This is a genomic window from Prauserella oleivorans, assembly GCF_042685745.1.
Classification (GTDB): domain Bacteria; phylum Actinomycetota; class Actinomycetes; order Mycobacteriales; family Pseudonocardiaceae; genus Prauserella_A; species Prauserella_A oleivorans.
Map to the genome: position 1 here is coordinate 5638678 of NZ_JBHUNT010000001.1, position 26822 is coordinate 5665499.

At 71.9% G+C, this 26822-nt stretch carries 24 protein-coding genes and 1 pseudogene; 10 read left to right on the forward strand and 15 right to left on the reverse strand.

The features are described from left to right. The first annotated feature begins 62 nt into the window (after positions 1 to 62). On the forward strand, positions 63 to 761 hold the full coding sequence (locus ACFSZT_RS27705; protein WP_377393129.1) for a GntR family transcriptional regulator: 699 nt from the start codon (positions 63 to 65) through the stop codon (positions 759 to 761). On the opposite strand, the gene ACFSZT_RS27710 is transcribed toward ACFSZT_RS27705, so the two are convergent. Both ACFSZT_RS27710 and ACFSZT_RS27715 read right to left on the reverse strand, forming a co-directional pair. Further along, positions 746 to 1657, reverse strand: coding sequence for a DNA-3-methyladenine glycosylase family protein (locus ACFSZT_RS27710; protein ID WP_377393126.1), 912 nt, complete (start codon positions 1655 to 1657; stop codon positions 746 to 748). The genes ACFSZT_RS27705 and ACFSZT_RS27710 overlap by 16 nt on opposite strands. Next, the gene (locus ACFSZT_RS27715) at positions 1650 to 2729 is read right to left on the reverse strand and encodes a sugar phosphate nucleotidyltransferase (RefSeq protein WP_377393123.1); all 1080 of its coding nucleotides are present in this window, start codon (positions 2727 to 2729) and stop codon (positions 1650 to 1652) included. The genes ACFSZT_RS27710 and ACFSZT_RS27715 overlap by 8 nt, the downstream gene beginning before the upstream one ends. A gap of 149 nt (positions 2730 to 2878) precedes the next feature. Here ACFSZT_RS27715 and ACFSZT_RS27720 point away from each other — a divergent pair, with 149 nt between their 5' ends. Then, on the forward strand, positions 2879 to 3313 hold the full coding sequence (locus ACFSZT_RS27720; protein ID WP_377393547.1) for a hypothetical protein: 435 nt from the start codon (positions 2879 to 2881) through the stop codon (positions 3311 to 3313). Between the two features lie 39 nt (positions 3314 to 3352). Here ACFSZT_RS27720 and ACFSZT_RS27725 read toward each other — a convergent pair whose 3' ends face one another. From ACFSZT_RS27725 to ACFSZT_RS27735, 3 genes are read right to left on the reverse strand one after another with little or no spacing between them, the layout of a single operon-like run. After that, on the reverse strand, positions 3353 to 4216 hold the full coding sequence (locus ACFSZT_RS27725) for a glycosyltransferase family 2 protein (RefSeq protein ID WP_377393120.1): 864 nt from the start codon (positions 4214 to 4216) through the stop codon (positions 3353 to 3355). Positions 4217 to 4274: 58 nt separating this feature from the next. Further along, positions 4275 to 5423, reverse strand: a complete 1149-nt coding sequence (locus tag ACFSZT_RS27730; RefSeq protein WP_377393117.1) for a glycosyltransferase family 4 protein — start codon at positions 5421 to 5423, stop codon at positions 4275 to 4277. A gap of 50 nt (positions 5424 to 5473) precedes the next feature. Then, positions 5474 to 6547 (reverse strand): glycosyltransferase family 4 protein, encoded by a 1074-nt coding sequence (locus tag ACFSZT_RS27735; protein ID WP_377393114.1) that lies wholly within the window; start codon positions 6545 to 6547, stop codon positions 5474 to 5476. A gap of 53 nt (positions 6548 to 6600) precedes the next feature. Between ACFSZT_RS27735 and ACFSZT_RS27740 the strand changes: the two genes are divergently transcribed. From ACFSZT_RS27740 to ACFSZT_RS27750, 3 genes and pseudogenes are all read left to right on the forward strand, one after another. Continuing rightward, a complete protein-coding gene (locus ACFSZT_RS27740) occupies positions 6601 to 7518 on the forward strand; it encodes a glycosyltransferase family 2 protein (RefSeq protein WP_377393111.1) in 918 nt (305 codons plus the stop codon). 32 nt (positions 7519 to 7550) lie between these two features. After that, on the forward strand, positions 7551 to 10067 hold the full coding sequence (locus tag ACFSZT_RS27745) for a glycosyltransferase (protein ID WP_377393544.1): 2517 nt from the start codon (positions 7551 to 7553) through the stop codon (positions 10065 to 10067). Continuing rightward, positions 10060 to 11149, forward strand: a pseudogene (locus tag ACFSZT_RS27750) (glycosyltransferase family 4 protein). The gene ACFSZT_RS27745 and the pseudogene ACFSZT_RS27750 overlap by 8 nt, the downstream one beginning before the upstream one ends. Before the next feature lie 185 nt (positions 11150 to 11334). Here the strand turns inward: ACFSZT_RS27750 and rfbD are convergent. Continuing rightward, positions 11335 to 12255: a dTDP-4-dehydrorhamnose reductase gene (gene rfbD, locus ACFSZT_RS27755; RefSeq protein ID WP_377393105.1), complete on the reverse strand. Its 921-nt coding sequence runs from the start codon at positions 12253 to 12255 to the stop codon at positions 11335 to 11337. A gap of 6 nt (positions 12256 to 12261) precedes the next feature. Then, positions 12262 to 13254 carry a dTDP-glucose 4,6-dehydratase gene (gene rfbB, locus ACFSZT_RS27760; RefSeq protein WP_377393102.1) on the reverse strand — a complete coding sequence of 331 codons (993 nt, stop codon included), beginning with the start codon at positions 13252 to 13254 and terminating at the stop codon, positions 12262 to 12264. 147 nt (positions 13255 to 13401) lie between these two features. Here rfbB and ACFSZT_RS27765 point away from each other — a divergent pair, with 147 nt between their 5' ends. The 3 genes from ACFSZT_RS27765 (at position 13402) to ACFSZT_RS27775 (ending at position 17246) form a co-directional block, all read left to right on the forward strand. Then, the gene (locus ACFSZT_RS27765) at positions 13402 to 14961 is read left to right on the forward strand and encodes an LCP family protein (protein ID WP_377393099.1); all 1560 of its coding nucleotides are present in this window, start codon (positions 13402 to 13404) and stop codon (positions 14959 to 14961) included. 43 nt (positions 14962 to 15004) lie between these two features. Next, positions 15005 to 16420, forward strand: a complete 1416-nt coding sequence (locus tag ACFSZT_RS27770; protein ID WP_377393096.1) for an LCP family protein — start codon at positions 15005 to 15007, stop codon at positions 16418 to 16420. Positions 16421 to 16541: 121 nt separating this feature from the next. Next, positions 16542 to 17246: a TIGR03089 family protein gene (locus ACFSZT_RS27775; protein ID WP_377393093.1), complete on the forward strand. Its 705-nt coding sequence runs from the start codon at positions 16542 to 16544 to the stop codon at positions 17244 to 17246. A 3-nt stretch (positions 17247 to 17249) separates the two neighbouring features. Here ACFSZT_RS27775 and ACFSZT_RS27780 read toward each other — a convergent pair whose 3' ends face one another. Together ACFSZT_RS27780 and ACFSZT_RS27785 are read right to left on the reverse strand one after the other, a co-directional pair. After that, a complete protein-coding gene (locus tag ACFSZT_RS27780; RefSeq protein WP_377393091.1) occupies positions 17250 to 17690 on the reverse strand; it encodes a DoxX family protein in 441 nt (146 codons plus the stop codon). Positions 17691 to 17786: 96 nt separating this feature from the next. Next, positions 17787 to 18272, reverse strand: coding sequence for a GNAT family N-acetyltransferase (locus ACFSZT_RS27785; RefSeq protein WP_377393088.1), 486 nt, complete (start codon positions 18270 to 18272; stop codon positions 17787 to 17789). A gap of 199 nt (positions 18273 to 18471) precedes the next feature. On the opposite strand from ACFSZT_RS27785, the gene ACFSZT_RS27790 reads away from it, so the two are divergent. Then, positions 18472 to 19311 (forward strand): alpha/beta fold hydrolase, encoded by an 840-nt coding sequence (locus ACFSZT_RS27790; RefSeq protein WP_377393086.1) that lies wholly within the window; start codon positions 18472 to 18474, stop codon positions 19309 to 19311. A gap of 116 nt (positions 19312 to 19427) precedes the next feature. On the opposite strand, the gene ACFSZT_RS27795 is transcribed toward ACFSZT_RS27790, so the two are convergent. Further along, complete coding sequence (locus ACFSZT_RS27795; RefSeq protein ID WP_377393083.1) at positions 19428 to 20597, reverse strand: acyl-CoA dehydrogenase family protein; 1170 nt, start codon at positions 20595 to 20597, stop codon at positions 19428 to 19430. Between the two features lie 84 nt (positions 20598 to 20681). After that, a complete protein-coding gene (locus ACFSZT_RS27800) occupies positions 20682 to 21590 on the reverse strand; it encodes a DMT family transporter (protein ID WP_377393080.1) in 909 nt (302 codons plus the stop codon). Positions 21591 to 21673: 83 nt separating this feature from the next. Here ACFSZT_RS27800 and ACFSZT_RS27805 point away from each other — a divergent pair, with 83 nt between their 5' ends. Next, positions 21674 to 22555, forward strand: a complete 882-nt coding sequence (locus tag ACFSZT_RS27805) for a LysR family transcriptional regulator (RefSeq protein WP_377393077.1) — start codon at positions 21674 to 21676, stop codon at positions 22553 to 22555. Here ACFSZT_RS27805 and purE read toward each other — a convergent pair whose 3' ends face one another. Genes purE through ACFSZT_RS27825 form a run of 4 tightly spaced genes read right to left on the reverse strand, consistent with a single transcriptional unit; the run spans position 22556 to position 26751 of the window. Beyond that, positions 22556 to 23053 (reverse strand): 5-(carboxyamino)imidazole ribonucleotide mutase, encoded by a 498-nt coding sequence (purE, locus tag ACFSZT_RS27810; RefSeq protein WP_377393074.1) that lies wholly within the window; start codon positions 23051 to 23053, stop codon positions 22556 to 22558. Positions 23054 to 23071: 18 nt separating this feature from the next. Next, entirely contained in the window at positions 23072 to 24253 is a 1182-nt protein-coding gene (locus ACFSZT_RS27815; protein ID WP_377393071.1) for a 5-(carboxyamino)imidazole ribonucleotide synthase, read from the reverse strand. Positions 24254 to 24260: 7 nt separating this feature from the next. Further along, on the reverse strand, positions 24261 to 25451 hold the full coding sequence (locus ACFSZT_RS27820; RefSeq protein ID WP_377393068.1) for a glycosyltransferase 87 family protein: 1191 nt from the start codon (positions 25449 to 25451) through the stop codon (positions 24261 to 24263). After that, positions 25426 to 26751, reverse strand: coding sequence for a glycosyltransferase 87 family protein (locus ACFSZT_RS27825; protein ID WP_377393541.1), 1326 nt, complete (start codon positions 26749 to 26751; stop codon positions 25426 to 25428). The genes ACFSZT_RS27820 and ACFSZT_RS27825 overlap by 26 nt, the downstream gene beginning before the upstream one ends. Positions 26752 to 26822 lie beyond the last annotated feature (71 nt).

A 26822-nucleotide genomic window follows, 5' to 3' on the forward strand; every position in this document is an offset into this window, starting at 1 on the left:
TACCCTGGTGGAACGTTCTTGTTACACTGCGCCTACCCGCAGTGCGCCAGAAACGGAGGGCGATGACCGCCACGGATCCGTGGGTCGACCTGCTCGCGGGCGACCGCGCGCTGCTCGACCGGACGAGCACCGCCGAACGCGTCGCCGACGTCCTCCGTCAGCGCATCACCGAGGGCGCACTTCCCCCGGGTACCCAGCTCTCGGAGCTCAGTGCCGGCAGGGCCCTCGCGGTGTCCCGCAACACGCTGCGCGAGGCGTTCCGGCTGCTGGTCCACGAACGCCTGCTGGTGCACGAGTTCCACCGCGGGGTGTTCGTCCGGCTGCTCGACGCCGACGACATCGTCGACCTCTACCGCACGCGGCGGCTCCTGGAGACCGGCGCCATCCGGTTCGCCGCCGGCGCGCCCGTCGAGCGGATCGAGCCCATCGCGGCGGCCGTCGCCCAGGCCGAGGAGGCCGCCGCCGAACAACGCTGGCTCGACGTCGGCACCGCGAACATGCGGTTCCATCAGTCGATCACCGCGCTCGCCGGCAGCCCGCGGGTGGACGAGATCATGCGCCAGGTGGTCGCCGAGCTGCGCCTGGGCTTCCACGTGATGTCGCGGCCACGGGAGTTCCACGAGCCCTACATCGAGCTCAACCGCGGCATCGCCGACCTGCTCGGCAAGGGCGATGTCGACGCCGCCGCGCGCAGTCTCGACGCCTACCTCACGACGGCCGAGCAGCAGCTGGTGGACGCCTACCGTCAGATGGCGCGGTAGTCGCGAACCGGGTGCCGCGGCCCGAACCGGGGCCGGGAGAAGCCGGCGGCCTCGAGGTAGCGCACGGCCCGCTGGCGATGCGGCGCGTAGGGCGCCAGCACCTCCTGCAGTCCGGCGTCGTCGAGTTCGTGGCCCACGAGCGCGTGCCCGACGACGGCCGGGATGTGGAAGTCGCCGAAGCTGACCGCGTCCGGATCGCCCCAGGCGCGCTGTGCGACCTCCGCGGCCGTCCAGACGCCGATGCCGGGAACCGTGCGCAGCAACCGGCGTCCCTCGGCACCACGCAGCTCGGCCGCCCGTTCCAGCCGGTCCGCGACGGTCGCCGCCGCCCGCAACGCGCGGCGCCGGGACAGGTCCACGCCTGCCTTGTGCCAGTTCCAATCCACAATAGACAGAATCGCGGCAGGCGTCGGCGGTACGCGCATCCCGGCGGGAGCGGGACCCGGCGCGGGCTCGCCGAAGCGGCGGCACAGCTCCCGCCACGAGCGCCGCGCCTCGTAGCCGGTGACCTTCTGTTCCAGCACAGCAGGCACCAGCACGTCCCACACGCGGCCGGTCGCGCCCAGGCGCAGCAGCGGCAGGCTGCGCCGGGCCCGCGCCACCGCGTCGTGATGCGCGACGAAGCCCGAGTCGTCGTCGTCCGCGCCGAGCAACGCGGGCAGACCGTCGAGCAGGACCTCGGCTCCGTCGCCCCACGCCTTCGCCTCCACGGCACCGTCGGTGCGGTGCACCAGCACCAGCGTCGCCGGACCGAGCGCCGTGTTGCCGGTGAGCCACACGCGGCCCAGCTCGTCCTGGCGCAGGCACGGGTCACCGCGGCCACGCCGGAACGGGGCGAGCACGCCGCCGATGTCGACGACGAACCCGGGCTGCCAGCGGCGGTAGAGCTCAGGCATCGCTGGAGAACCGGATCGACCCGTCGGGCAACGCGGCCCCCGGCCACACCCGGGCACCGTCGAGCAGCTCGCACCCGGCACCGACGGACGCGCCGTCGCCGAGCACCACGCCACGCAGCACGGCACCGGCGCCGACTCGCGCGCCCGCACCGAGCACCGACCGTTCCACCACGGCACCATCATCCACCCGGGCGCCGTCGAAGAGCACGCAACCGGCCACCCGCGCGCCCGCGGCGACCACGCTCCCCGCGCCGAGCGTCGTCCCCCCCGTCACCTCGGCGTCGTCGGCCACGCGTGCACCGTCCAGCCGCAGCGACTCGCCCACCGGGCCCGGCAGCGCCGAGGTCGGCGCGAGCCCCCGCACCAGGTCCGCTGATCCCCGCACGAAGGCCTCGGGCGTACCGACGTCGAGCCAGTACGAGTCGTCCACGAACCCCTGCACGCGCGCGCCTTCGGAGAGCAGGCCCGGGAAGGTCTCCCGTTCCACCGACACCCGGCGGCCCGCCGGAATGGACTTCACCACCTCACGCCGGAAGACGTAGCAACCCGCGTTGATCTGGTCGGTCGGCGGATTCTTCGTCTTTTCCAGAAACGCCGTCACCCGCCCGTCCTCGTCCGTGGGCACGGACCCGAACCGGCTCGGGTCGTCGACCCGCTGCAGGTGCAGGGTCACGTCCGCCGACGTCGTGCGGTGGGTCTCGACGAGCGCGCCGAGATCCGCGCCGGAGAGGATGTCGCCGTTGAAGATCACGACGTCGTCGGCGCGCAGGCAGTCGTAGACGTTGCGGATGGCGCCGCCGGTGTCGAGCGGCTCGTCCTCCACGACGTAGTCGATCTCCAGCCCGAACCGCGAGCCGTCGCCGAAGTGGTCCTCGAACACCGCGGCGCGGTAGGACGTGCCGAGCACCACGTGCGTGATCCCCGCCGCCCGGATCCGCGAGAGCAGGTGCGAGAGGAACGGCACACCGGCGGTGGGGAGCATCGGCTTGGGAGCGGAGAGGGTCAGCGGGCGCAACCTGGTGCCTTTGCCGCCGACCAGCACCACGGCATCGACTCCGGACACGGACGCCATCGCGAGCACCTTTCCTTTCTCCCTCCCCTCGCCCGGCGACAAACCGGGGGGAAACGCTGACGGTATCTGACCGGAGGGCCTACCCTAGACGCAGAATGCGGCGGCCCCGACGAGAGAGGGCCTCGGTGAAGTACGGGGAGGGCGAGGGCATGGACCCCCGCGATCGGGCGGACGCCGTGTTGTCCCGCGCACAAGCACGAGCGGGCGTGGTCACTCCGGACAACATGACGTCCCCGATGGACGCCGCCGACACCCAGCAGATCCCGGGGTCGGTAGTCCGGCAGCTGGAGAAGCAACAGGATCCCGACACCACGACGAAGCTGCCCGCGTCGCTGATCGCGAGCAACGACGCGAGCCATCTCGCTCAGTCGCAGCCGACGGTGCCGCTTCCCACGCCCACGGGCGAGGGCATGCCGGACGGCGCGACGACCCCCATGCCCGTTCCGGCGCGGCCCGCCGCCCCGGAACGGCAACCGGCCGAGGCCGACGCCGGGCCCGAGATCACCGAGGTCGACGGATTGGTCCCGACCACTCGCACGACCGCGGGCAAGTCGGAACTCGCCCGCCGGCTCGAGGGCCTCTAGGGGACACCAGCCAGCTGGGCGAGCGCGTCCGGGTGGAGCTCAGCCGCGCCTGGTCTCGAGGCGCAGCCGCACGGCCAGCCCGAGCCGCACCACGGCGAGGAAGGGCTTCCACTGCAGACCCTGATGCCGGTCGGCGAGGTAGCGGTAGGCGCTCTCGTGGTGGGCGGCGAGCATCTTCGCCGACACCTTCGACGTCGCCTGCCCGCCGATGTGCATCACGGCCGCCGAGGGCACGTAGACGTTGAGCCAGCCCGCCTTGCCGAGCCGGTCGCCGAGGTCGACGTCCTCGAAGTACATGAAGTAGCGCGGGTCGAAACCGTCGACGGAGTCGAACGCCTCACGCCGGATGAGCTGACACGAGCCGGACAGCCAGCCCGCCGTGCGCTCGGTCGGTGCCGCGGTCTCCTGCCGGTAGGCGCGCGTCCACGGGTTGGCGGGCCAGATCTTGCCGAACACGGCGTGCCCGATGCCCCGCCCCGGCGACGGCAGCAGTCTCGCCGACGGGTACACCGAGCCGTCCGGCTCGCGGATGAGCGGGCCGAACGCGCCGCCGCGCGGCCAGCGCTCGGTGGCCTCCAGCAGCGTGTCGAGCGAGCCCGGGTCCCATTCGAGGTCCGGGTTGGCGATGACGACCCAGCCGATGTCGTCGCCGAGTTCGGCCACCCCGCGATTGGCGGCGGTGCCGTAGCCGAGGTTCTCGCCCATCGGCACGAGCCGCACGTTCTCGCGCTCGGCGGCCTTCTCGGGCGCGCCGTCGACCGAACCGTTGTCGGCCAGCACCACCTGGACGTCGCGGTCGGTCGCCTTGTCCAGCGTGTCGAGAAAGCGCTCCAGCGTCTGGCCGGGCGAGTACGTCACGGTCACCACGGCGACGCCGTCACCGTAGGTCTTCGGCTCGGTCACGCGGCCATTGTGCACCCGTCACGCTCGGTAGCCGTTCGGCGGGCCGGGCGTGGCGGCGTCAGCCGGCGGCGCGGCGGTGCCGGTGCCAGGCGCGGTCGTAGGCCTCGCGGTGCCGCTCGGCGCTCGCCGCCCACGAGAACTCCTTGGCCCTGCGCTGGGCGGCCTCGGCGAGCATCGCCCGCCGTGCGGGGTCGCCGAGCAGCTCGGCCAGGGCCACGGCCACGTCGCCCGCGCCGACACCGCAGTAGGCCACCGCGTCGCCGCCGACCTCGGGCAGCGCGAGCCGCTTCGTCGTCAGCACGCACGCGCCCGACGCCATCGCCTCCAGCACGGGCAGCCCGAACCCCTCGCCGAGGCTCGGGTAGGCGACCAGCTCGGCACCGCCGAGGAAGCCGGCGAGCGTGTCGAACGGCAGGTAACCGGCGCGGATCACGCGCAGCCGGTGCGGCACGGAGTCGAGCGCGTTCTCCACCTGGCGGTCCCAACCGGGCTGGCCGGCGAGCACGAGCGCGGGCGGATCCGGCATGCCCTCCACGGCGTGGGCGAACCCGCGGATGAGCGCGGGCACGTTCTTGCGCGGTTCGAGAGCGCCGAGGAAGGCGACGTAGGGCATCTGGCCGAGGCCGATGGCGGCACGGGCGGCGCGGACCTCGTCCGGCGACGGCGGATGGAACCGCTCCTCGTCGACACCATGCTGGATGATCTCGACCTCGGCGCCCGACACGCGCGTCACCCGCGCGAGTTCCGCCGCGGTGGCCGCGCTCGGCACCACGCACACGTCGGCGCGGCGCAACGCCGCCACCGTCCACGCGCGGAAGAACCGCGCCTTGACCGACGAGTGCAGCACGGGGTCGGTGAAGAACGTCGCATCGTGCAGCGTCACGACCGATGCCGCCCGGCTGGCGAGCGGCATCGTGTAATGCGGGGAGTGGACCAGGTCCACGCCGAGGCTGCGCACGAGTCTCGGCAGCGTGGTCTGCTCCCAGGCCAGCCGGGCCGTGCGGGTGGTGGTGGATTCCGCGGTCGGGACCACGCGGGAATGGGGCGCGAGCGTGGCGTACAGGCGGGCGTCCCGCGGCTGGCACACCACGGCGATCGGGGCGCCTGCCTCGTCCAGAGCGGCGACGAGCGAGTCGACGTACCTGCCGACACCGCCGCGGTCGGCGGGCACGGCGGTGGCGTCGATCAACACGCGCGGTTCGGCCACCCGTGCAGCCTACGACCACACGCTCCGTTGTTGGTCAACATCCAACAAAGTCACCGTGTGTGCAGCGCCCACACGGCTTCGGCCGCACGCAGCCAGGAGAACTCCGCGGCCCGGGCGCGTCCGGCGGCGGCCAGCTCACGGACCCGCGCCTCGTCGGTGAGCACCGTGCGCAGGGCGGCCGCGAGGGCGGCGGGGTCCCGGCGTGGTACCACCATTCCGGCTCCACCGGCGACCTCGACGAGCGCGGGCGCGTCCGAGTGCACGACGGGCACGCCGGCGGCCATACCTTCCAGCACCGGCAACCCGAAACCCTCCGCGAGGCTGGGCACCGCGAGCACGGTGGCCCGCCGCAGGACCGTGGCCAGCCGGGCATCGGTGAGCCTGCCGAGCACCCGCACCCGCCCTGGCGGCAACCCGGCGTCGGCCGCGAGGCGTTCAGGGTCCAGACCGCCCCAGCCGGGCTGCCCGGCGAGCAGCAACGGCACGGGGACGTCGGTGAGCTCGGTCATGGCCTCGACCAGCACGTCGATACCCTTGCGCGGTTCGACGGTGCCGACGGCGAGCACGTACCGCTCGGGCAGGTCCATGGGCTCCTCGCCCGCCAGCTCGGTGACGCCGTGGCCGACGACGTGCACCGGCGCTCGCGCGGGCGAGTGTCGGGCGAGCTCGGCGGCGACGGCGTGCGTGGGCACCACGAGGGCGTCGGCGTTCCGTGCGGCTCTGCTGACCGCCGACCGGTGCCAGCTCACGCCGTGCGGCGTGAGCGTCTCGGGATGCGTCCACGGCACGGTGTCGTGCACGGTCACCGTCAGCGTGCGGCCGCGGGGCGCGCGGGGCGGGGCGAGGGGCGTCGGAGCGTGCACGCCGTCACCGCCCGGCCACCACGGCACGCCCAGCCGCCATGCCGCGACCAGCGCACGGCGCGGCAGCGGCAGCATGCGGGGTCCGCGCACGCCCGCCACGCGAGCGGGTTCGACGTCGGAGTGCCGGGCCACGACGCTCGAGACGGTCCAGCCCTCCGGCACGCTCGCCGCGAGCGCGCGCAACAGCTCCGCGGTGTAGCGGCCGGTGCCTCCGGGAACCGGCGCCAGCAGCTGCTCGGCGAGCACGACCAGTTCGGGCACGGCTTCATTCTGCCCAGCGCCGTTCCGCCCGCTGCACCCGATATCCTCGCCGGGTGCCCGCCACCACGGTCGTCGTCGTCACCTGGCGTGGCGCGGCGCACGTCACCGCCTGCCTGGACGGGCTCGCCGCGCAGACTCGTCCACATCGGACCATCGTGGTGGACAACGCCTCCGACGACGGCACGGCCCGGTTGCTCGCCGAGCATCCCTCCCGTCCCGAGGTGCTGCGCCTGCCTCGAAACGGCGGTTACGCGGGTGGGATTGCCGCCGCCCTGTCGCGTGTGGACACCGAATTCGTCGCGTGGCTCAACGACGACGCGGTGCCGGAGCCCGGCTGGCTCGCCGCGCTGGAGGACGCGGCGGGCCCGCGGGTGGCCGCTGTCGCGTCGCGGCTGACCTACGTCGGCGGCCGTGTGCAGTCCGTCGGCGTGGGACTCACCCCGGACGGGCACGGGCGCGACCTGACCGAGGGCGTGCCGTTCGGCTTCTGCGGCGGCGCGGCACTGCTGCGGACGGCGGCACTGCGAGCCGTGGGCGGGGTCCCGGCGGACTTCTTCTGCTACTACGAGGACACCGACACGGCGTGGCGGCTGCGCCTCGCAGGCTGGGAGATCGTCACCGCGCCCGACGCTGTCGTGCGGCACGAGCACGGTGCGAGCACTCACCCCGGGTCGGCCCGGTTCCACCGGTGGAACGAGCGTAACCGGCTGCTCATGCTGCTGCGTTGTGCGCCGGCGCTCGTCGCGCTGCGGGAGCTCGCCCGGTTCGCGGCGATCACGGCGGCACTGCCGCTCCGGACGATCCTGCGCCGGCAGGTGCCGGACGCGGCGAACTTCCGCGTCGCGCTCCGCTGCCGGGTGCTGGCCGACGTCGCCGTCCGGCTGCCCGCGGCCCTGCGCGCGCGCCGGGACGTCGGCCGGCGTTCGGTGGTGCGCCGAGGCGTCCTCTGGCGGCGCTGGGCCGCCGGATAAGCTAGCCGACCAAGGTGGGAGGGAGCGTGACCTTGGCAACGCCGGACCCGGTACGACCGCTGGTCTCGGTCATCGTGGTGAACTACCGCGGCGCCGACGACACGATCACGTGCCTGCGCGCCCTCGCCCAGCACGACTACCCCCGCCTGGAGATCATCTGTGTCGACAACGCCTCGCCCGGTGACGACGCGGCCCGCATCCGCGCCGCCGTCCCCGGCGTGCGGGTGGTCGAGTCCGGGCGCAACCTCGGGTTCGCGGGCGGCTGCAACCTCGGCGCCCGCGAGGCCACCGGCACCGTCCTCGCCTTCCTCAACAACGACGCCCGGCCCGGTGCGGGCTGGGCCGAGGCCGCCGTGTCGGTGCTGCGGGCCGAGCCGACCGTGGCCGCCGTCGCCAGCAAGGTGCTCGACTGGGAGCGCACGGGCACCGATTTCGTCGACGCCGGCCTCACCTGGTTCGGCATGGGATACAAGCGGCACGCAGGCAGCCCGCTCGCCGACGTTCCGGCCGCCGAGCACGAGACCGCCAAGGACGTCCTGTTCGCCACCGGATCGGCGATGTTCGTCCGCGCATCGGTGTTCGCCGAGCTGGGCGGCTTCGACGAGCGCTTCTTCATGTTCTACGAGGACGTCGACCTCGGCTGGCGGCTGAACCTGCGTGGCTGGCGGGTGCGCTATGTGCCCGAGTCGGTCGCCTACCACCGCCACCACGGCACGATGTCCACAGTGGACACGCCGGACAGCGGCCGCGAGACGTTTCTGCTGGAACGCAACGCGTTGTGCGCGCTCTACAAGAACCTCTCCGACGAGACCCTGGCCACGGCGCTGCCCGCCGCGCTGGCACTCGCCGTGCGCAGGGCCACCGCGCGCGGGGAACTGGACGCCACGCAGCTGGACCTGGGGCGCGACGCCGGGCCCGCCGAGACGGCGCCGGTACCCGTCCCGCGGGGTGCGCTGGCCGGGGTGCTCGCGATCGACCAGTTCGTCGAGCTCCTGCCCGCCCTCGCCGAGGCGCGGGCCGCCGAGCAGGCCGCGCGGGTCCGCACCGACGCCGACCTGCTCCCCCTGCTCCGCAACGCGCTCGAACCGGCGTATCCGCTCCCCCGCTACCTGGCCGCGCACGACATCCTCGTCGAGGCGTTCGGCATCGAGCAGGCGTTCGGCAGGCGGCGCAAGGTCCTGGTGCTCACCGGGGACGCGATCACCGAGCGCATGGCGGGCCCCGCGATCCGGGCGTGGAACATCGCCGAGGTCCTCTCGGGCGAACACGACGTCCGGCTCGTCACCGTCAACCCGCTCGCCGACCCACCGCCCGCGCCGTTCCCCGTGAGCGCCGCGCGCCGGCGCGACCTCACCGAGCCCGTCGAGTGGGCCGACATCGTCATCCTGCAGGGGCACGTCCTGGAGATGGCGCCGGCGCTGAAGGCGGAGCACGCGCACAAGATCGTCGTGTGCGACCTGTACGACCCGATGCACCTGGAACTGCTGGAGCAGGGCAAGGACGCTCCCGACGACCGGCGCGCGGCCGACCTCGACGGCGTCACCCGGGTCCTCGACGCGCAGCTGCAGCGGGGTGACTTCTTCCTGTGCGCCTCCGAGCGCCAGCGGCACCTGTGGCTCGGCCACCTCGCCGCCAACGGCAGGCTCACGCCCCGGCTCTACGACGCCGACCCGACCACGCGCTCACTGCTGTCGGTGGTGCCGTTCGGGCTGCCCGCGCGTCCGCCCGAACGCACCGGACCGGGGCTGCGCGCCGCACTGGACGGCGTCGGCGAGCACGACCGCGTCGTGCTGTGGGCAGGCGGCGTCTACAGCTGGTTCGACCCGCTGACACTCGTGCGCGCGATCGAGCGGCTCAGCATGCGCCACCACGACGTGCGGCTCGTCTTCCTCGGCATGAAGCACCCGAACCCCGAGGTCGCCGAGATGGACATCGGGACGCGCACGATCCGGCTCGCCGACGCGCTCGGGCTCACCGGCAAGCACGTCTTCTTCAACGAGCAGTGGGTGCCCTACGGCGAGCGGCAGAACTGGCTGCTCGACGCCGACTGCGGCGTCACCACGCACTTCGAGCACATCGAGACCACGTTCGCCTTCCGCACCCGGGTGCTCGACTACCTGTGGGCGGGCCTGCCGATCGTCACCACCGACGGTGACGCGTTCGCCGACCTCGTGCGCGAGGAAGGCCTCGGTGTCGTGGTGCCCGCCGAGGACGACGAGGCACTGGCCGAGGCCCTCGAACGCTCCCTCTACGACACCGAGTTCGCGACGGCCTGCCGCGAACGGATCGCTGTGGTGGCGCAGCGATACACGTGGCCGAGCGTGCTGGAGCCGCTCGTGCGGTTCTGCCGCGATCCGCGTCCAGCCGCCGACCGGCTGCCGGGTGCCGGTGACCTCACTCCGTCGGAGCCACTGCGCGGTGCCCAGCTCGTCCGACGGGACCTGGCGCTGGTCAAGGAGTACCTCGCCGACGGCGGTCCGGTCGAGCTCGCGCGGCGCGCGGGTGGCCGGCTGCGCAAGCTCGCCCGCCGGGGACTGCGCCGTGGCTGAGAAGCCGTTGCGGGTGCTGCTCGACGGGACACCTCTGCTCGGCGACCGCACCGGCATCGGCCGCTACACGGCTTCCCTGTCCGAAGAGCTCGCTTCGCTGTCCGGTGTGGACACCCGCGCCGTGGCGTTCACGCTGCGGGGCTGGCGCAAGCTCCGCACGGTGCTCCCGCACGGTGTCCGGGCGCGGGGCATGCCGGTGGCCGCCCGGGCTCTGCGGAAGATGTGGCTGCGTTCGTCGTTCCCGCCGGTCGGACTGTTCGCCGGCTCGTGCGACGTCGTACACGGGACGAACTTCGTGCTCCCGGGCACGTTCCGCGCCGCGGGTGTGCTGACTGTCCACGACCTCGCCTTCCTCGACGCGCCCGGCGAACTGCCGCCCAGCGACGCCGAGCTGCCCGAACTGGTCCGCCGGGGCGCCGCGCGGGCCGACGTCATCTGCACCCCCCACGGCCGCGGTCGCCGACGCGGTGGCCGAGCGGCTGGACGTCGACCGCGGCAAGATCGAGGTGACGCCGCTCGGCGTCGACGCGGGCTGGTTCACCGGGCGCCCGCCGAGCCCGCAGACGCGGGAACGACTGGGACTGCCGACCCGCTACCTGCTCTTCGCCGGCGCCGCCGGTCCGCGCAAGGGGCTCAACTGGCTGCTCAAGGCCCACGCCGCCGACCCCGAGCTGCCGCCGCTGGTGTTCGCCGGCCCCGGGGCGTTCCCGGCGACCGACCGCACGCAGCACGTCGGCTACCTCTCCGACCTGGACCTGCAGCGCGTGGTGGCCGGGGCGTCGGCGCTCGTGCTGCCGTCCCGCGACGAGGGATTCGGCCTGCCGGTGCTGGAGGCCATGGCGTGTGACGTGCCCGTGGTCTGCACCGATGTCCCGGCCCTGCGCGAGGTGTCGGGCGGGCTCGCCCACCTGGTGCCCTACGGCGACGTGGACGGGCTGACTGCCGAGCTCCGCGCCGCCGTGGAGGAGCCGAACGCCGCGTCGACGGCGGCCACCCGGCGCGCCCACGCCGCGGGGTTCACGTGGCTGCGATGTGCCGAGGCCACCGTCGCCGCCTACCGCCGCGCCGTCGAGTCCCGCTGACGAGCCGGAGCGCCGGCGGGGTGAGCGGCCGCCGCGTCGTGTCTGCCGTTCCCGTCGCCGTGTCTGCCGTTCCGGTAGCCGTGTCCGCCGTTCCCGTCGCCGTGTCCGCCGTTCCGGTAGCCGTGTCCGCCGTTGGTGGCCGGGCAACGCCGACCAGCCGGCCACGTGACCTACGCCGACACCGCTCAGGACACCACCAGCGCGTCCCGTCGTTCGGCCACGAACGCCGACAGCGCCTCCCGCCACGGCCGTAGCGGGGTGAGCCCGGCGGCACGCCAGGCCGCGTCGGACAACACCGAATAGGCCGGACGCGGCGCCGGGCGGGGGAACTCCTCGGTGGTACATGGCCGCACACGGTCCGGGTCGGCACCCAGCTCCTCGAAAATGGCCCGCGCGAAGCCGTACCAGGTGGTGTCGCCGCCCCCGGTGCAGTGCAGGATCCGCTGCCGCGGAGCGGACCCCTCGGCGATCCGCGCGGCCAGTTCGAGCAAGCCGCCCGCCAGATCGGCCGACCACGTCGGCGAACCCCGCTGATCGTCCACAACGGACAGATGCTCGCGCTCGCGTTCCAGGCGCGCCATGGTCTTGACGAAATTGGATCCCGTGGCCCCGTACACCCACGCCGTACGCACGATCCACGCCCTCGCGCCGGACCCGAGCACGGCATCCTCACCCGCGGCTTTCGTGCGCCCGTACGCACTCCGCGGCGCGAGCGGAGCATCCGGCTCGTAGGGCGTGTCGGCGTCGCCTGCAAAGACGTAATCCGTCGACACGTGCACGAGCGGCACGCGCCGCGACGAACACACCGCCGCGAGCACCCTCGGCCCGTCGGCGTTGACAGCGAACGCACGGTCCTCGTTGTCCTCGGCGGCGTCCACCGCCGTGTACGCGGCCGCGTTGACGACCACGGGGAACCGGCCGTCCGCACGCGCCGTCTCCGTGAGCTCCGTGACGGCCTCGATGACCGCGCCCGGCTGCGTGACGTCCAGCTCCGCCGACGACGCGGCACGCACCAGCACCTCGTCGCCGGACCGTTCGCCACCTGCGGCGAGGTCGCTACCGAGCTGGCCGGTGCCACCCGGGACCAGTACAGCGAGGCGTGCCATTCGTCATCACCCTCCCGTCACCGCAGCGCGGCTCTTGAGCGGCTCCCACCACGCCCGGTTCTCGGCGTACCAGCGCACGGTGTCCGCGAGCCCGGTCTCGAAATCGATGCGGGGACGATAACCCAGTTCGGTGCTGATCTTGGTGATGTCGACGGAATAGCGCCGGTCGTGCCCCTTGCGGTCCTCCACCGGCCGCACCATCTCCCAGCCCGCGCCGACCGCGGCGAGCAGCCGCTCGGTGAGCTCCCGGTTGGTGAGTTCCGTGCCACCGCCGATGTTGTAGATCTCCCCCGGTCGTCCGCCCTCGGCGACCAGCTGGATGCCGTAGCAGTGGTCGTCCACATGCAGCCAGTCCCGGACGTTGAGCCCGTCGCCGTACAGCGGCACGGGGATGCCGTCGAGCAAGTTGGTGACGAACAGCGGGATGACCTTCTCCGGGAACTGGTACGGCCCGTAGTTGTTCGAGCACCGGGTGACGCATACGGGAAGCCCGTACGTGCGGTGGAACGAGCGGGCGAGCAGATCCGAGGACGCCTTCGACGCCGAGTACGGCGAGTTCGGTTCGAGGACATGGTCCTCCGGCCAGGATCCCTCGTCGATCGAGCCGTAGACCTCGTCGGTGGAGACGTGCACGAACTTGCCCACCTCGGCGTCCAGAGCCGCCTGCAGCAGCGTCTGCGTGCCGAGCACGTTGGTGAGCACGAAATCGGCGGAACCGAGGATCGAGCGGTCCACATGCGACTCGGCGGCGAAATGCACGACGAGGTCCACACCCCGCATGACCTCGGTCACCACGCCCGCGTCACAGATGTCGCCACGCACGAAACGCAGACGGGCACTGTCCGCGACCGGCTCCAGGTTGGTCTCGCTGCCGGCATAGGTCAGTTTGTCGAGCACCACGATCTCGGCATCCCGCAGCGCCGGGTACGCACCGGTCAGCGCCTGCCGCACGTAGTGCGAGCCGATGAACCCGGCGCCACCCGTGACCAGCACCCTCATCTGTCTCCTCCTGTGCCCTCTGCGCGCAGTCTGTCACGGCCGTTCGAGCACGGAAAACGCAACATCCAGGCAACATTGCGCGACCGAACGACCGCTACACAAGTAGATCAGTAATGTGAAACGCGGGACCGACTGGGAGGAGCGCACGTGACCGACTGGCCACGGGGACCGGTCGAGACGTCCACGAAGCGCCGCCGGCGACGCGTGGGCGTGTTCGCGCTGCGGAGCGGCAAAGTCGTCATCTCGCTCCTCTCCGTGATGGTGCTGGCGCTCACCTGGTACGGCTGGCAGTTCATCGGCGACGTCAACTCCGGCGTCACCACCACCGACCTCTTCGACGGCGCCGATGTCGAGGCCGAACCGCTCGACGGCGCCGTCGACATCCTCCTGGTCGGCCAGGACAGCCGCACCGACGCGCAGGGCAACCCGCTGCCCCGGGAAGTCCTCGACAAACTGCACGCCGGCGACGAGAAGGGCGACCGGCAGACCGACACCATGATCCTGGTGCACATCCCCCAGGACGGCACGCGGGCGGTGGCGATCTCGTTCCCGCGCGACGCGTGGGTGGAACTGGCGGGCGGCTACGGGGAGCACAAGCTCAACAGCGCCTTCGTCTACGCCTACAACGACACCTTCCAGACCCTGCAACGCGAGGGCGGCACGGACCTCGACGAGATCGACGAGGAAGCCAAGGTGGCCGGCCGCAAGAACCTCATCGCCACCATCGAGGAGCTCATCGGCAAGCCCGGCCTCGTCGACCGCTACGCCGAGGTGAACCTGGCCACCTTCTACGAGGTGACCCAGGCGCTCGGCGGCGTCGAGGTGTGCCTCAACAATCCCGTGCGGGAACGCTACTCCGGGGTCGACCTGCCCGCGGGACGGCAGACGCTGCAGGGTGTGCAGGCGCTCGCGTTCGTGCGCCAGCGCTACGGCCTCGAGAACGGCGACCTCGATCGCATCGCCCGCCAGCAGGCGTTCCTCTCCGGGCTGGTGCGCAAGATGCTCTCCTCCGACGTCCTGCTCGACCCCGGCAAGATCTCCGACGTCGTGAGCGCCGTGCAGAAGTCGGTGGTGCTGTCGAAGGACTGGGATTTGCTGCAGTTCGCCGCGCAGATGCGCAACCTCACGGGCGGCAACGTCGAGTTCCGCACCATTCCGGTGGTGGGCAATGCGTGGATCGGCGGGGCCTCGGTGCTCGAGGTCGACGTCGACGAGGTGCGGGAGTTCGTCGACACCGTCGTCTCCGACGGCAGCCAGGAGGAGGACCCGGAGCCGGCGGCACAGGCCGTCGAGGGCGCCGAGACGTACACGGTCGACATCTACAACGGAACCGGCGACCGGGATCTGGGCTTCGCGGTGCGGGAATCGTTGCGGGCAGCAGGTTTCCTGGGCGAGAGCGCGGCCACAGTGGACGATCTTGCCGGCACGGTCGTGCAGCACGCGCCCGGCGAGGAGGGCGCCGTCGAGCTGGTCGCCGAGGCACTGGGCGTCGAGGTGACCGGCGAGGAGGACCCGGACCTGCCGAGCGGGCAGCTCAGGATGTACCTCGGACCCGGGTTCACCCGCGAGGAAACGGGCGGTCCGCGACCCGCCGGTTACGCCGGTGACGGCCCGCAGTTCCTCGCCGCCCCCGCCACCACCGAACCGCCCGCCGAGAAGCCGTCGGAACCGGCCATTACCGCGGGTGACGTCCCCTGCGTCAACTAAGCTGTGCAGTCTCGGGGAGCGCGCGGGGTGGGGAGGAGCCAGCGTGGACGAGCACGAGCAGCGGGGCGCCGGGGAACCGGCCTCGGAGCCGTCCGCGACAGCGCCGGATGGGGGCGGAGCGGACGAACCGGCCGACGCCGGCGCCGGGTCGGACTCGGCGGGCGGGTCGCCCCCGGCGGACGGTGACCCGGAACGTCCGCGGCCGCGTCCCACTCCGTATCCGCGCTCCCGCCCGGCGCCGGAAGCTGTGCCCGCGCCGGAACCGCGGCGTCGGCTGCGCTCGGTCGGCCGGGGCATCGTGCGGACGGCGGTCGCGCTGCTGTCGGTCGTGGCCCTGACCGCGACCGGCTACGCCTACACGATGCTCGACGACCTGCAGAGCTCGGTCGAAACCACCGACGCGCTCGAGGAGGATCCCAGCGGCGACGAAGCGCCTGCCCCGCCGCAGGACGACGGCGCGACCGACATCCTCCTCGTCGGCGCCGACTCGCGCACCGACATGCAGGGCAACCCACTCCCGCTCGCCGTGCTCAAGCAGCTGCGCACCGAGAGCAAGGCCGGGATCAAGACCGACACGCTGATCATCCTGCGCATCCCCAAGGACGGCAGTGCGCCCACCGGGATCTCCATCCCGCGCGACACGTGGGTCGACGTCCCGCACGGCGGCAAGGACAAGATCAACTCGGCCTACGGCACCGCCAAGGAAGCCGCGAGCGAACGGCTTCGTCGCGAGGGCATGACCGACCGCGCGCAGCTCGAGCGCGACTCCAATCAGGCCGGACGGCGCGCGCTGGTCAAGACCGTGCAGGACTTCACGCAGGTGCACATCGACCACTACGCCGAGATCAGCCTGCTCGGGTTCTACCTGCTCACCGAGGCCCTCGGCGGCGTCGAGGTGTGCCTGAACGCGCCGACGTCGGACAAGGACTCGGGCGCCGACTTCGCGGCCGGACCCCAGGTGGTGTCGGGCGGCGAGGCGCTGTCGTTCGTGCGGCAGCGCAAGAACCTGCCACGTGGCGACCTCGACCGGATCGTCCGCCAGCAGGTGTTCCTCACCTCGGCGCTGCGGAAGGCGCTCTCCACGGGAACGCTCACCGATCCGGCGAAGCTCGCGGGCCTCACCGACACGGTGCGTCGCTCGCTGGTGCTCGATCCGAACCTCGACGTACTCGGCTTCGCCGACAAGGCCAAGGAACTCGCCGGCGGGAACATCGAGTTCGTGACCATCCCGGTGGAGCAGGTCGGCGCCCGCAGCCACGACGGCCAGAGCATCATCACCGTGGATCTCGGCGACGTGCGCAGCTTCGTCCGGTCGCTCGCCCACGGCGATCGGACGCCACCGGGCGAGGCACAGCCGGACGGCGCGCGGCGCGGAGCGTCGGTGCCGCCTGGCGTGCAGCCCGCTGGCGGCGGCTCGGCACTCGCGGCCCGCGTGGCCGGCGTGCCCTGCGTGAACTGAGCCCGGACGGCAAGCTCGGCGAGGCGAGCGGCAGACACGGCGACGCGAGCGGCAGACACGGCGACGCGAGCGGCAGACACGGCGACGCGAGCGGCAGATGCGAGGGCCATAGAGTGTCGGCGTGAGCCTCACCGACCACCTGCTGCGTCCGTTGCTGTCCTCGTCCGCCCGCCCTCTTCTCACGCACTACGACGATGCGCTGGGCAGCCGGGTCGAGTTGTCGGTCGCCACCCTCGCGAACTGGGCCGCCAAGACCGCGAACTGGCTGGTCGAGGAGTTCGACGTCGAGCCCGGCGACCCGGTCGCCGTGACGTTGCCCGCCCACTGGCAGACGGCCGGGGTGCTGCTCGGGACGTGGTGGTGCGGTGGGCACGTCGTCGCGGACGCGGCGCAGGCGCGCGTGACGTTCGTCGGCCCGGACGCCACCGCAGGCCTGGGCGGGGCCACCGCGGTGGTGGCGCTCGATCCGCTCGGCCGCGGGCTCGGCGGCAACGTCCCGGACGGCGCGCTCGACTACCTCACCGAGGCACGCCTCGCGGGGGACACGTTCTCGCCGCTGTTCCCGATCGAGGCAGACACGCCCGCACTACTCGGCAGCAGCGTCGACGAGGTCCTCGCCGCCGCCCGCGAACGGGCGACGGCGCTCGGGATCGGGCGGGACGACCGCGTCCTGTCGACTCGCGAGTGGACCCTGCCGGACGGTGTGCTCGACGCCGTGCTGGCGCCCCTTTCCGCGGGCGCGCACGTGGTGCAGGTGACGCAGGCGAGCGCGGAGAAGCTGCCCGCCCACCGCAGCGCCGAACGCACCACCGTCGAGCTCACGTGACGCTCAGCTGTGCTGCAGCTCCGGCTCGGCGGCGTTCACGGCGGCACGCTTGCGTCCGAAGAGCAGGTGGTCGAGGGAGAACCTGCCGCCGTTGAAGCCCAGCGCCAGCCCGGCCAGCGCGAGCACCAGGACGAGCTCGTAGCCGCCCTCACCGGTGAGCCCGGCATCGAGGTGGACGAAGAACACCGCACCGAGCCCGGCAATCGCATAGCCGATACCCACGAGCGGCAGCGCGACGCCCACGATGAACAGGATCGAGCCGATCACCTCGACCGCGATCAGGAAGATCGCGGCGAGTGTCGGCAGCGGCACGCCGACACCGCTGAGCATGTCCGCCGTCGCACCCACGCCCTGGTTCCACTTGTCGAGACCGTGCGCGAGGAAGACCACGCCGACGGCGATCCGGCCGATCAACGCCGTGAGGTCCTGGATGCGAGCGAACATGGGCGAGCCTCCTATAGATGAACTTTCAACTAGTTACCGGATCATACCGGCGCCACGTAAAGCCGCGGGAAAGGAACTCACCGGATCGGTTAATGCTCAGGAAAGCTCTCGCTCGAACCAGCACTCGGCGTAGGGAGCATCACCGTACGAGGGAATCTCGCGGTAGCCATGTCTGGCGTACAGCGCGCGGGCCTCGAGAAGATCGAGCCGGGTGTTGAGGCGCATGAGCGGCAACCCCATCGCGCGGGCGTGGTCCTCCGCTGTGACGAGAAGCCGGCCCGCCACACCGCGGCCCCGGAACTCCGGCAGCACGAACATGCGGGTGAGCTCGCCGAAGCCGGTCCGCCGCCGGACGCCCGCGCAGCCGGCGACCACTCCGCCGATCCGCGCCATGAGGAACACGCCGTGAGGCGGCACGAGGTCGTCGCTCGGATCCTCGCTCATGGCGGCGTCGAGCTCGGCCTCCGTGGCGGGCCGCCGGTAGTAGCGCAGGGACAGATCCGCGAAGTACCGGCGCAGCAGCTCCGCCGACTCGGCATCGGCGACCGGCGCCGGTGCGATGAGGCAATCCTGGGTGGTCATGCGCGTGATCGTGGCAGAACGACGCACCTCACCGGCACCGATTTCCCGTGCCGGCCAAGCCGGCGGGGACGCCATCGCGGGCCGCCGGAGCCGGGCAGCTCACCCCATCGCGGCAGGCATTCCTGCGAATCCTTGACATAGTTTTGGCCCGCCGTGACACTCGGCGCTGCACGATCTCGCCCGCAGGAAGGGGACATCGATGACGATGTTGACGACGAGCGACGGCGTCGGGCTCCATGTCGAGGAAGCGGGCGAAGGTCCGCCGCTACTGATTCTCCCCGGCTGGGGCGTATCGGCGTGGTGGTTCCGGGAACAGTTCGCCGCCCGCCTCACGTCGCAGTTTCGGGTGATCTGTTACGACCCGAGGGGCCAGGGCGAATCGGAGAAGACCGAACGAGGTCAGCGAGTAGGCCGCATGGCTGCCGACCTTGCCGAGGTCATCGAGCACATCGACGAGCCGCGGGTGAACCTGGTGGCATGGTCCGGTGGCGGTTCCACGGCCCTGCACTACATCGAACTGTTCGGCACGCAACGACTAGAGTCCCTCACGCTCATCGGCGCCGGACCGAAGCTGCTCAAAAGTCCCGAGTGGGACCACGGATTCCTCGAACTCACCGAAGCCACGGCGTGGGTCGACCTCATCCGGCATGACTTCGACGCCGCCGTGCGCGGCCTGGCCCCGCAGTTCTTCGCTCGGCATCCCGGAGACGAATTCCTCGAAGCGGCGATTCGCGACATGCTGAAGTGCCACCCAGCGGGTATGTCACGCGCTTCCTGGGACTTCCTCAACGGCGACTTCCGCGACATGCTCGACCAGGTCGACGTGCCGACGCTGGTCGTCACCGGCGAACAGGACACCTCGGTACCGGCCGGCAACGCGCCGTATCTCCACGAGAAGATCTCCGGTTCACAGCTGACGGTGATCGGCGACGCAGCGCATTGCCCCTTCCTGGAGCAGCCCGACCAGTTCAACTCGGCCTTGGTCGACTTCCTGAAGACCAAGCAGGTCGAACCGTACCGACGTGCGGCGCATCGGTGAGGAGTGCCGCCGAAGGCCGACTGCGCCGCCGAGACCGTCGACGCCGTTGTTCCCGTGGCGTCGACGGCCCCGCCGAAGGCCCGACAGCAGGAGGCGATCAGCGTCCGGAGCGCGACTTAGCCCTTGAGCAGCTGCCTTGCCATGACCATGCGCTGGATCTGGTTGGTGCCTTCGTAGATCTGGGTGATCTTGGCGTCGCGCATCATCCGCTCGACCGGGAAGTCCCGCGTGTAGCCGGCGCCACCGAAGAGCTGCACGGCGTCGGTGGTGACCTCCATGGCGATGTCCGAGGCGTAGGTCTTCGCGGCCGAGGCCATGAACGAGGCGCGCGCGTCACCGCGTTCGCTGGCCGCCGCCGAGGCGTACACCATGTGCCGGGCGGTCTCGATCTTCATGCCCATGTCGGCGAGCATGAACTGCACACCCTGGAAGTCCGCGATGGACTGGCCGAACTGCTTGCGCTCCTTGACGTAGGCGATCGATGCGTCCAGCGCGCCCTGCGCGATGCCCAGCGCCTGCGCCCCGATGGTCGGCCGGGTGTGCTCGAGCGTCTTGAGCGCGGTCTTCAGGCCGGTGCCCGGCTCGCCGATGATCCGGTCGGCGGGGATGGTGCAGTTCTCGAAGTAGATCTCCCGCGTGGGCGAGCCCTTGATGCCCAGCTTCTTCTCCTTCGGACCGACCGAGAAGCCGGGGTCGTCCTTGTGCACGGCGAAGGCCGAGATGCCCTGGGACTTCTTCGGAGCGTCCGGGTCGGTCACGGCCATCACCGTGTACCAGGTGGACTCGCCGGCGTTGGTGATCCAGCACTTGGTGCCGTTGAGCACCCACGTGTCCCCGTCCCGCTGGGCGCGTGTGCGCATCGACGCGGTGTCCGAGCCCGCCTCCCGCTCCGAGAGTCCGTACGAGGCCGAGGCGCCTGCCGCGATCTCCGGCATGACCTGCTTCTTCAGCTCCTCCGACGCCGCCAGCAGCATCGGCTGGGTGCCCAGCTTGTTGACGGCCGGGATCAGCGAGGCCGACGCGTCGACGCGCGCCACCTCCTCGATCACGATGCAGGCCGCGACCGCGTCGGCACCCTGGCCGCCGTAGGCCTCCGGGATGTGCACCGCGTGGAACCCGGCCTTGACCAGCGCGTCGAGCGCCTCGCGCGGGTAACGCTCCTGCTCGTCCACCTCGGCGGCGTAGGGCGCGATCTCCTTCTCGGCGAGCGCCCGCACCGCCGCGCGCAGTTCCTCGTGCTCCTCCGCCAGCTGGTAGAGGCCTGGGCCCTCGCTCACCTGCGCCACCTTTCCTTGGACGTCCTACTATTCGCACCCAATGTTAGGCGTCGTTCACGTCGGCGGCCTGTGGTCTTGGCCGCACCGCAGATGTTACTCGCCCGTACGGACGCGGCGACGCGAGATGGCGACCCCGACGAGACACAGCGCCCCGCCTACGAAGCCGTACACCGTCGGCACCTCCGACAACAGCAGCCACGACAGCGCCACGGACACGGCCGGCACGGCGTAGGTGGAGGCCGACAGCCTGCCCGCGTCCATCCTGTGCAGCGCGTACGCCCACGTCGTGAAGCCGATCGCGGTCGGGAACAGGCCGAGGTAGACGGCGCCGGCGACGGCACCGGCGGGCGCGGTCGCCAACTCTGTCACCAACCGCGGAGCCCACGGCAGCAGCACCACCACGCCGGCGAGGCACGCGAGCCACGTGCCGGTGAGCCCGTCGATGGTGCGCAGCGACACCTTCTGGATCAGCACGCCCGCGGTGTAGAGGACGGCGGCCGTCAGGCACAGCACGACACCGAGCCAGTCGCCTCCGCCACCGGAGCCGAGCGCGATGATCCCCACCCCGCCGAGTGCGACGAACGAGCCGATGATCAGCGGTTTCGGAAAGCCCTCGCCGAGCAGCTTGCCCGCACCGAACGCCGTCAGCAGCGGCGAGACGTTCACCAGCAGCGCCGCGGTTCCGGCGTCGACGTGCTGCTCGCCGGCGTTGAGCGCCACCGTGTACAGCGCGAGCCAGAGCACGCCGTACGCGGCGACGAGCGCCAATGTCCTGCCCCGCACCCGTGGCAGCCTGCGGGAGCGCACCAGCACGAACACGGTGAGCGCGACAGCGGCGACCGCGAGCCGCAGCAAGGCCATCGGCCCCGGGGAGAGGCTTTCGCCGATGTCGCGGATCGCCACGAAGGACGATGCCCACAACACCACGGTGATCGTCGCCGCGACGGCGGCCTTCCGGCGCTCCGATTTCGGCTGGGTGCGGATGTCGACCGATGAGCTCACGACTCGATCCTCCTCACCCCCGACACGTCAGCACAAGCGAATAGTTCTACACAAGCGTTAATCAGACATGTACGTTCGAGCCCATGCTGGACGTTGCGAGGCTGCGACTGCTGCGAGCCGTCATCGCGACCGGCTCCATCCGCGCGAGCGCGACCGCGCTCGGGTACACCCCGTCGGCGGTCAGCCAGCAACTCGCGGCGCTGCAACGAGAAACGGGTCTGCGCCTGTTCGACCGCGTCGGCAGGGGCATCGAGCCGACCGTCGCGGGCAAGACCCTGGCGGCCGAGGCCGAAGCGGTGTTCGAAGCTCTGTCCAAGCTGGACGGTGTGGTCGACGACCTGCGCGCGGGCCGCGTCGGCAGCCTGTCGATCGGCTACTTCGCCTCCGCGGGCGCGACCTGGCTGCCGCCGGTGGTGGCCACGTTGCAGTCCGAGTTCCCGGAACTCCGCCTCGAGCTACGGATGACCGAGTTCCGCGACGGCCTCGTCCTGCCGGACATCGACCTGTTCGTGGACGCGCCGCACGTCGAGCATTCGCCGCAGGCCGACGTGCACCGGCTCGTCGACGACGAGTACCTCGCGGTCGTCCAGGACACCGACCCGCTCGCCGGGCGCGATGAGGTCCCGCTCGCGGAGCTGGCCGAGCGACGCTGGGTGGACAACGACCTGCACCGCGGAACCTGCCGTCGCGTGCTGCTCGACGCCTGCGCCGAGGCCGGTTTCTCGCCGCAGTTCGCCGTCGAGACACACGACTACCGCACCGCCATCCCGTTCGTGGCCACCGGAATCGGCATCACGGTGATCCCCCGGCTCGGCATCGGCGACCTGCCCGCCGGGCTGACCACGGTGCGCCTGGTGTCACCGACACCGGTGCGGCACATCGCCGTGTCGGTCAAGAAGACGGTCGCGGCACACCCCGCCGCCCTCCGCGCACTCGAGGAGCTGCGGCGCGTGGCGGGCGGGTAGCTACGACAGCTTCTTGCGCAGCGCCTCGTCCTTGTCCAGCACCAGCCGTTCCAGATCGGACTGGAACGCCAGCATCCGCTCGCGCAGGGCATCGTCGTGCGCGGCGAGCATCCGTACCGCGAGCAGGCCCGCGTTGCGCGCGCCGCCCACCGACACGGTCGCCACCGGCACACCCGCCGGCATCTGCACGATCGACAGCAGCGAGTCCAGCCCGTCCAGGTACTTCAGCGGCACGGGCACGCCGATCACCGGCAACGGCGTCGCCGAGGCCACCATGCCCGGCAGGTGCGCCGCCCCGCCGGCGCCCGCGATGAGCACCTTGAGGCCGCGCCCGGCGGCCGAACGCGCGTAGTCGAGCATCCGCTGCGGGGTCCGGTGTGCCGAGTAGACGCCCACCTCGTAGGGCACCTCGAACTCGTCGAGCGCCTGGCCCGCGGCCTCCAGCACGGGCCAGTCCGAGTCGCTGCCCATGATGACGCCGACGACCGGGTTGGTCACAGAAACCTCCGAAGTACGTCAGTGAATCTCGTAGCCGTCGAGCCACACCGCGTGCGAGAGCCAGTGCGCGGCGAGCCGGGCCTTGCGCCGAGTGTGCTCGTCGATGGGACCGAGCACGTTGACGTGGCCGAGCTTGCGGCCCGGCCGCTCCCCCTTGCCGTAGACGTGCACACGCACGTCGGGGAAGCGGGCGAAGAGGTGGTGCAGCCGCTCGTCCGGGCGCATCGCCGGGGTCTCGGGGGCGCCGAGCACGTTGGCCATGACGGTCGGCGAAAGCAGGTCGGTGGTGCCCAGCGGGTAGTCGAGCACGGCGCGCAGGTGCTGCTCGAACTGCGACGTGTGGCTGCCGTCCATGGTCCAGTGGCCGGAGTTGTGCGGACGCATGGCGAGCTCGTTGATGAGCAGCCCGCCGTCGGTCTCGAACAGCTCCACGGCCAGGATCCCGACGACGTCGAGCTCGTCGGCGATCCGCAGCGCGAGCTCCTGTGCCTCGTGGGTGCGCCGGTCGGTCAGGCCGGGGGCGGGCGCCAGCACCTCGGTGTTGATGCCGTCCGACTGCACGGTCTCCACGATCGGCCACGCGGCGCCCTGACCGAACGGCGATCGGGCCACCAGCGCCGAGAGCTCCCGACGCATCGGCACCTTGGCCTCGACGAGCAGCGATGTGCCGGCGTCGAGCAGCTCGGGAACGAGCCTGCGGGCGTCGTCGGGCGAGTCGAGCATCCACACGCCGCGGCCGTCGTAGCCGCCGGTGGCGGCCTTGAGCACCACGGGCCAGGAGTGCGCCTCACCGAACTTCAGCGCGTCCTCGGGCGAGGACACCTCGGCGAACGCCGGCCCGGGAAAATCGTGGGCTGCCATGCGCTCGCGCATGAGGAGCTTGTTCTGCGCGAACGCCAGCGCACCCGGGCCCGGTCGCAGGAGGAAACCCTCGGTCGCCAGCGTCAGCAGGTGCTCGCCGGGAACGTGCTCGTGGTCGAACGTCACCACGTCCACGCCGCGCGCGAACGAGCGCAGTGCCTCGAGGTCGGTGTGATGGCCGTAGACGACCTCGCCGGCGACGAGGCCTGCCGATTCGTTCTCCCCCGCCGCGAGGACCCGCAGCGACTGGCCGAGCGAGATGGCCGCCTGGTGGGTCATCCTGGCGAGCTGGCCACCGCCCACCATGCCGACGACGGGAAGTCCGGTGCGAATATCCATAGCCGCTTCAGCTTATCGGGGCGTGTTTACGCAGCTCACGCGCGGTCAGCACGGCGAGCACGGCTATGACGGCGAGCACATAGGCGTTGCCGGCCACGGACTCGCCAGGCCCCCACGAGAACTCCACGCCGTTGCCGTTGGGCACGAGCATCACCACCGCCGACGCGAACAGCACCGTCACCGCTGCGGCCCAGGCCCGAGCGCCGCGCAGCAGCAGCCCGGCCGCGAGCGGCACCGCCCACACCCAGTGGTGCGACCACGACACCGGCGAGAGCAGCAGCGCGTAGAACGCCGTCACCAGCACCGCGGCCAGTGACTCGCCACGCCGGTGCAGGCGCACCACCAGCCACCCGGCGGGAGCGGCCAGCACGGCGCCGAGCGCGACCGCCACCCACAGCGCCCACGGTGCGCCGTCGGCGGCCCGGCTGACCATGCCGTGCAGCGACTGGTTGAAGATCCAGTGCACGGAGCCGATCCGCTCGGGATCGGAGGCGGCGGTGGCCCAATAGCGCGCGGCATCACGCGGCGCCGGCACGAACATCACCGCCTGCAGCGCCACGAACGTCACCGTGGCGCGCAGGGCCTCCTTCCGCCGTCCGGTGAACAGCAGGTGCGGCACGAAGATCAACGGTGTGAGCTTGACCGCCGCGGCGATCCCGACGAGCACCCCGCCCCACCGGCTGCCCCGGGCGCAGACCACCAGCACGTCCACGAGCACGGCGGCCATCAGCAGCAGATTGACCTGCCCGAGGAAGAGCGTCTTCCACACCGGTTCCAGGCCCAGCGCGAGCAACGCCAGCGCCACCACCGGCAGCCACCCGATGCCCGGCCGCACCGACCGCGCGCTGACCCGCACGGCCACCACGAGCGCCAGGACGGACGCCGCCGTCACCGCTGCCCACACCAGTCCGGCGGGCAACGCGGCCAGCGGCAGGAACACGAGCACGGCAGCGGGCGGGTAGGTGAACGGCAGCGCCACGCCCTCGGGCAGCGCGGCGAGCCGGGCGTGCGTGTAAAGCTCGTCGCCGCGAAGGAACGTCAGCGCGCCCGCGCGGTAGACCGCGCTGTCGGCGCCCACGCGCCACCCGGCCAGCCACGCCACGACCCCGAGCACGAGGGCACCGGCCACGAGGGCCAGGACGGCGAGCCTGCCCGGCTCCGGGGCGCGCGGCTCAGCGAGCCGGGGTGAGGTCCGCATCGCGATCGGTCCCGCGCACCGAACGCCGGCGCCACAACCAGCGGCCGAACAACACCGCGGCCAGCACGATCGGCACCAGGATGTAGGCGCTGCCGACGACGTACTGCCAGAACGCCCAGTGCAGCTCCAGGTTGCGGCCGTTGGGCAGCACCAGCAGCACGCAGCTGACGAACACCACGAATACGGCTCCGGCCCCGAGCCAGCGTTTGCGCGCGGTCGCCGGGTCGGCCTGCGGGAGCTTCGAGACCAGCACGACGATCAGCGGCACCGCCCACACCCAGTGGTGCGACCACGACACCGGCGAGATCAGCAACGCGTAGAACGCCGTCACCAGCAACGCCTCGAGCGCCTGGCCGCGACGGTGGAAGCGCAGCATCAGCCACACGGCGGGCGGGGCGAGCAGCACGCCGATGCCCAGCGCCGCGGTGGACGCCCAGGGCGCGAGATCGGTGACCCGGTTCAGCAGGCCGTTGAGCGACTGGTTGCCCGCCCAGTGCATGGGGCCGATGCGGCCCTGGTTCATGACGGTGTGGGTCCAGAACCGCCAGGCGTCGTGGGGAATGAGCACGAACATCAGCGCCTGCATGGCGAAGAACGTCAGCAGCGCCCGGATCGCATCCATCCGGCGGCCGGTGAAGAACAGGTGCGGGATGAAGATCAGCGGCGTGAGCTTGACCGCCGCGGCGATCCCCACGAGCACACCGCCCCACCGGCTGCCCCGGGCGCACACGACGAGCACGTCCACCACGACCAGAGCCATGAGGATGAGGTTGATCTGGCCGAGGAAGACGGTGCGCCACACCGGTTCGAGAGCGAAGAACAGGACCGCGAAGATCAGCGTGGTGCGGGCGGGCGAGGCCCAGCGGGGCAGCGCGCCGGTCGGCCGGGGCAGCGCTCCGATGGCCACCCGGATGACCAGCGCCATCGCCAGGAACGACACCGCGGCCACCACGCCCCACGCCACCTGCACGGGAAGCACGGCCAGCGGGACGAACAGCAGCGCGGCCGTCGGCGGGTAGGTGAACGGCAGCAGCGCCCACCACGGCTCCGGCCCGAGGGTGTTGCCCTCGTAGAGCGGCTCGCCGTGCAGCAGGGTCAGCGCGCCCGCGCGGTAGACGGCGCTGTCGACACCGAGTTTCCAGTCCAGCAGCCAGCCCGCGATGCCGCCGAGCACGGCCAGGGTCGGCAGGAGCAGCAGCAGCGCCACCGACCGCGGGCGCACGGAGAGCCTGCTCAGCGACGTGCGCAGGGCGAGCCGCGGGGCCTGCGCCGGCGTGGGCGCGGCCGGTTCCGGGCGCAGCTCCCTCACCGCCTTGGCGATGGCAGGTCCCACCTTCACGGGACTGCCCGCCGTACTGCACGCGACGCGCG

Bases quoted from the DNA above. Each gene is read 5' to 3' on its own strand.
- ACFSZT_RS27705 (WP_377393129.1), top strand. From the start codon at position 63: ATGACCGCCACGGATCCGTGGGTCGACCTGCTCGCGGGCGACCGCGCG.
- ACFSZT_RS27710 (WP_377393126.1), bottom strand. From the start codon at position 1,657: ATGCCTGAGCTCTACCGCCGCTGGCAGCCCGGGTTCGTCGTCGACATC.
- ACFSZT_RS27715 (WP_377393123.1), bottom strand. From the start codon at position 2,729: ATGGCGTCCGTGTCCGGAGTCGATGCCGTGGTGCTGGTCGGCGGCAAA.
- ACFSZT_RS27720 (WP_377393547.1), top strand. From the start codon at position 2,879: ATGGACCCCCGCGATCGGGCGGACGCCGTGTTGTCCCGCGCACAAGCA.
- rfbD (WP_377393105.1), bottom strand. From the start codon at position 12,255: ATGGCACGCCTCGCTGTACTGGTCCCGGGTGGCACCGGCCAGCTCGGT.
- rfbB (WP_377393102.1), bottom strand. From the start codon at position 13,254: ATGAGGGTGCTGGTCACGGGTGGCGCCGGGTTCATCGGCTCGCACTAC.
- ACFSZT_RS27780 (WP_377393091.1), bottom strand. From the start codon at position 17,690: ATGTTCGCTCGCATCCAGGACCTCACGGCGTTGATCGGCCGGATCGCC.
- ACFSZT_RS27785 (WP_377393088.1), bottom strand. From the start codon at position 18,272: ATGACCACCCAGGATTGCCTCATCGCACCGGCGCCGGTCGCCGATGCC.
- ACFSZT_RS27790 (WP_377393086.1), top strand. From the start codon at position 18,472: ATGACGATGTTGACGACGAGCGACGGCGTCGGGCTCCATGTCGAGGAA.
- ACFSZT_RS27805 (WP_377393077.1), top strand. From the start codon at position 21,674: ATGCTGGACGTTGCGAGGCTGCGACTGCTGCGAGCCGTCATCGCGACC.
- ACFSZT_RS27815 (WP_377393071.1), bottom strand. From the start codon at position 24,253: ATGGATATTCGCACCGGACTTCCCGTCGTCGGCATGGTGGGCGGTGGC.
- ACFSZT_RS27820 (WP_377393068.1), bottom strand. From the start codon at position 25,451: ATGCGGACCTCACCCCGGCTCGCTGAGCCGCGCGCCCCGGAGCCGGGC.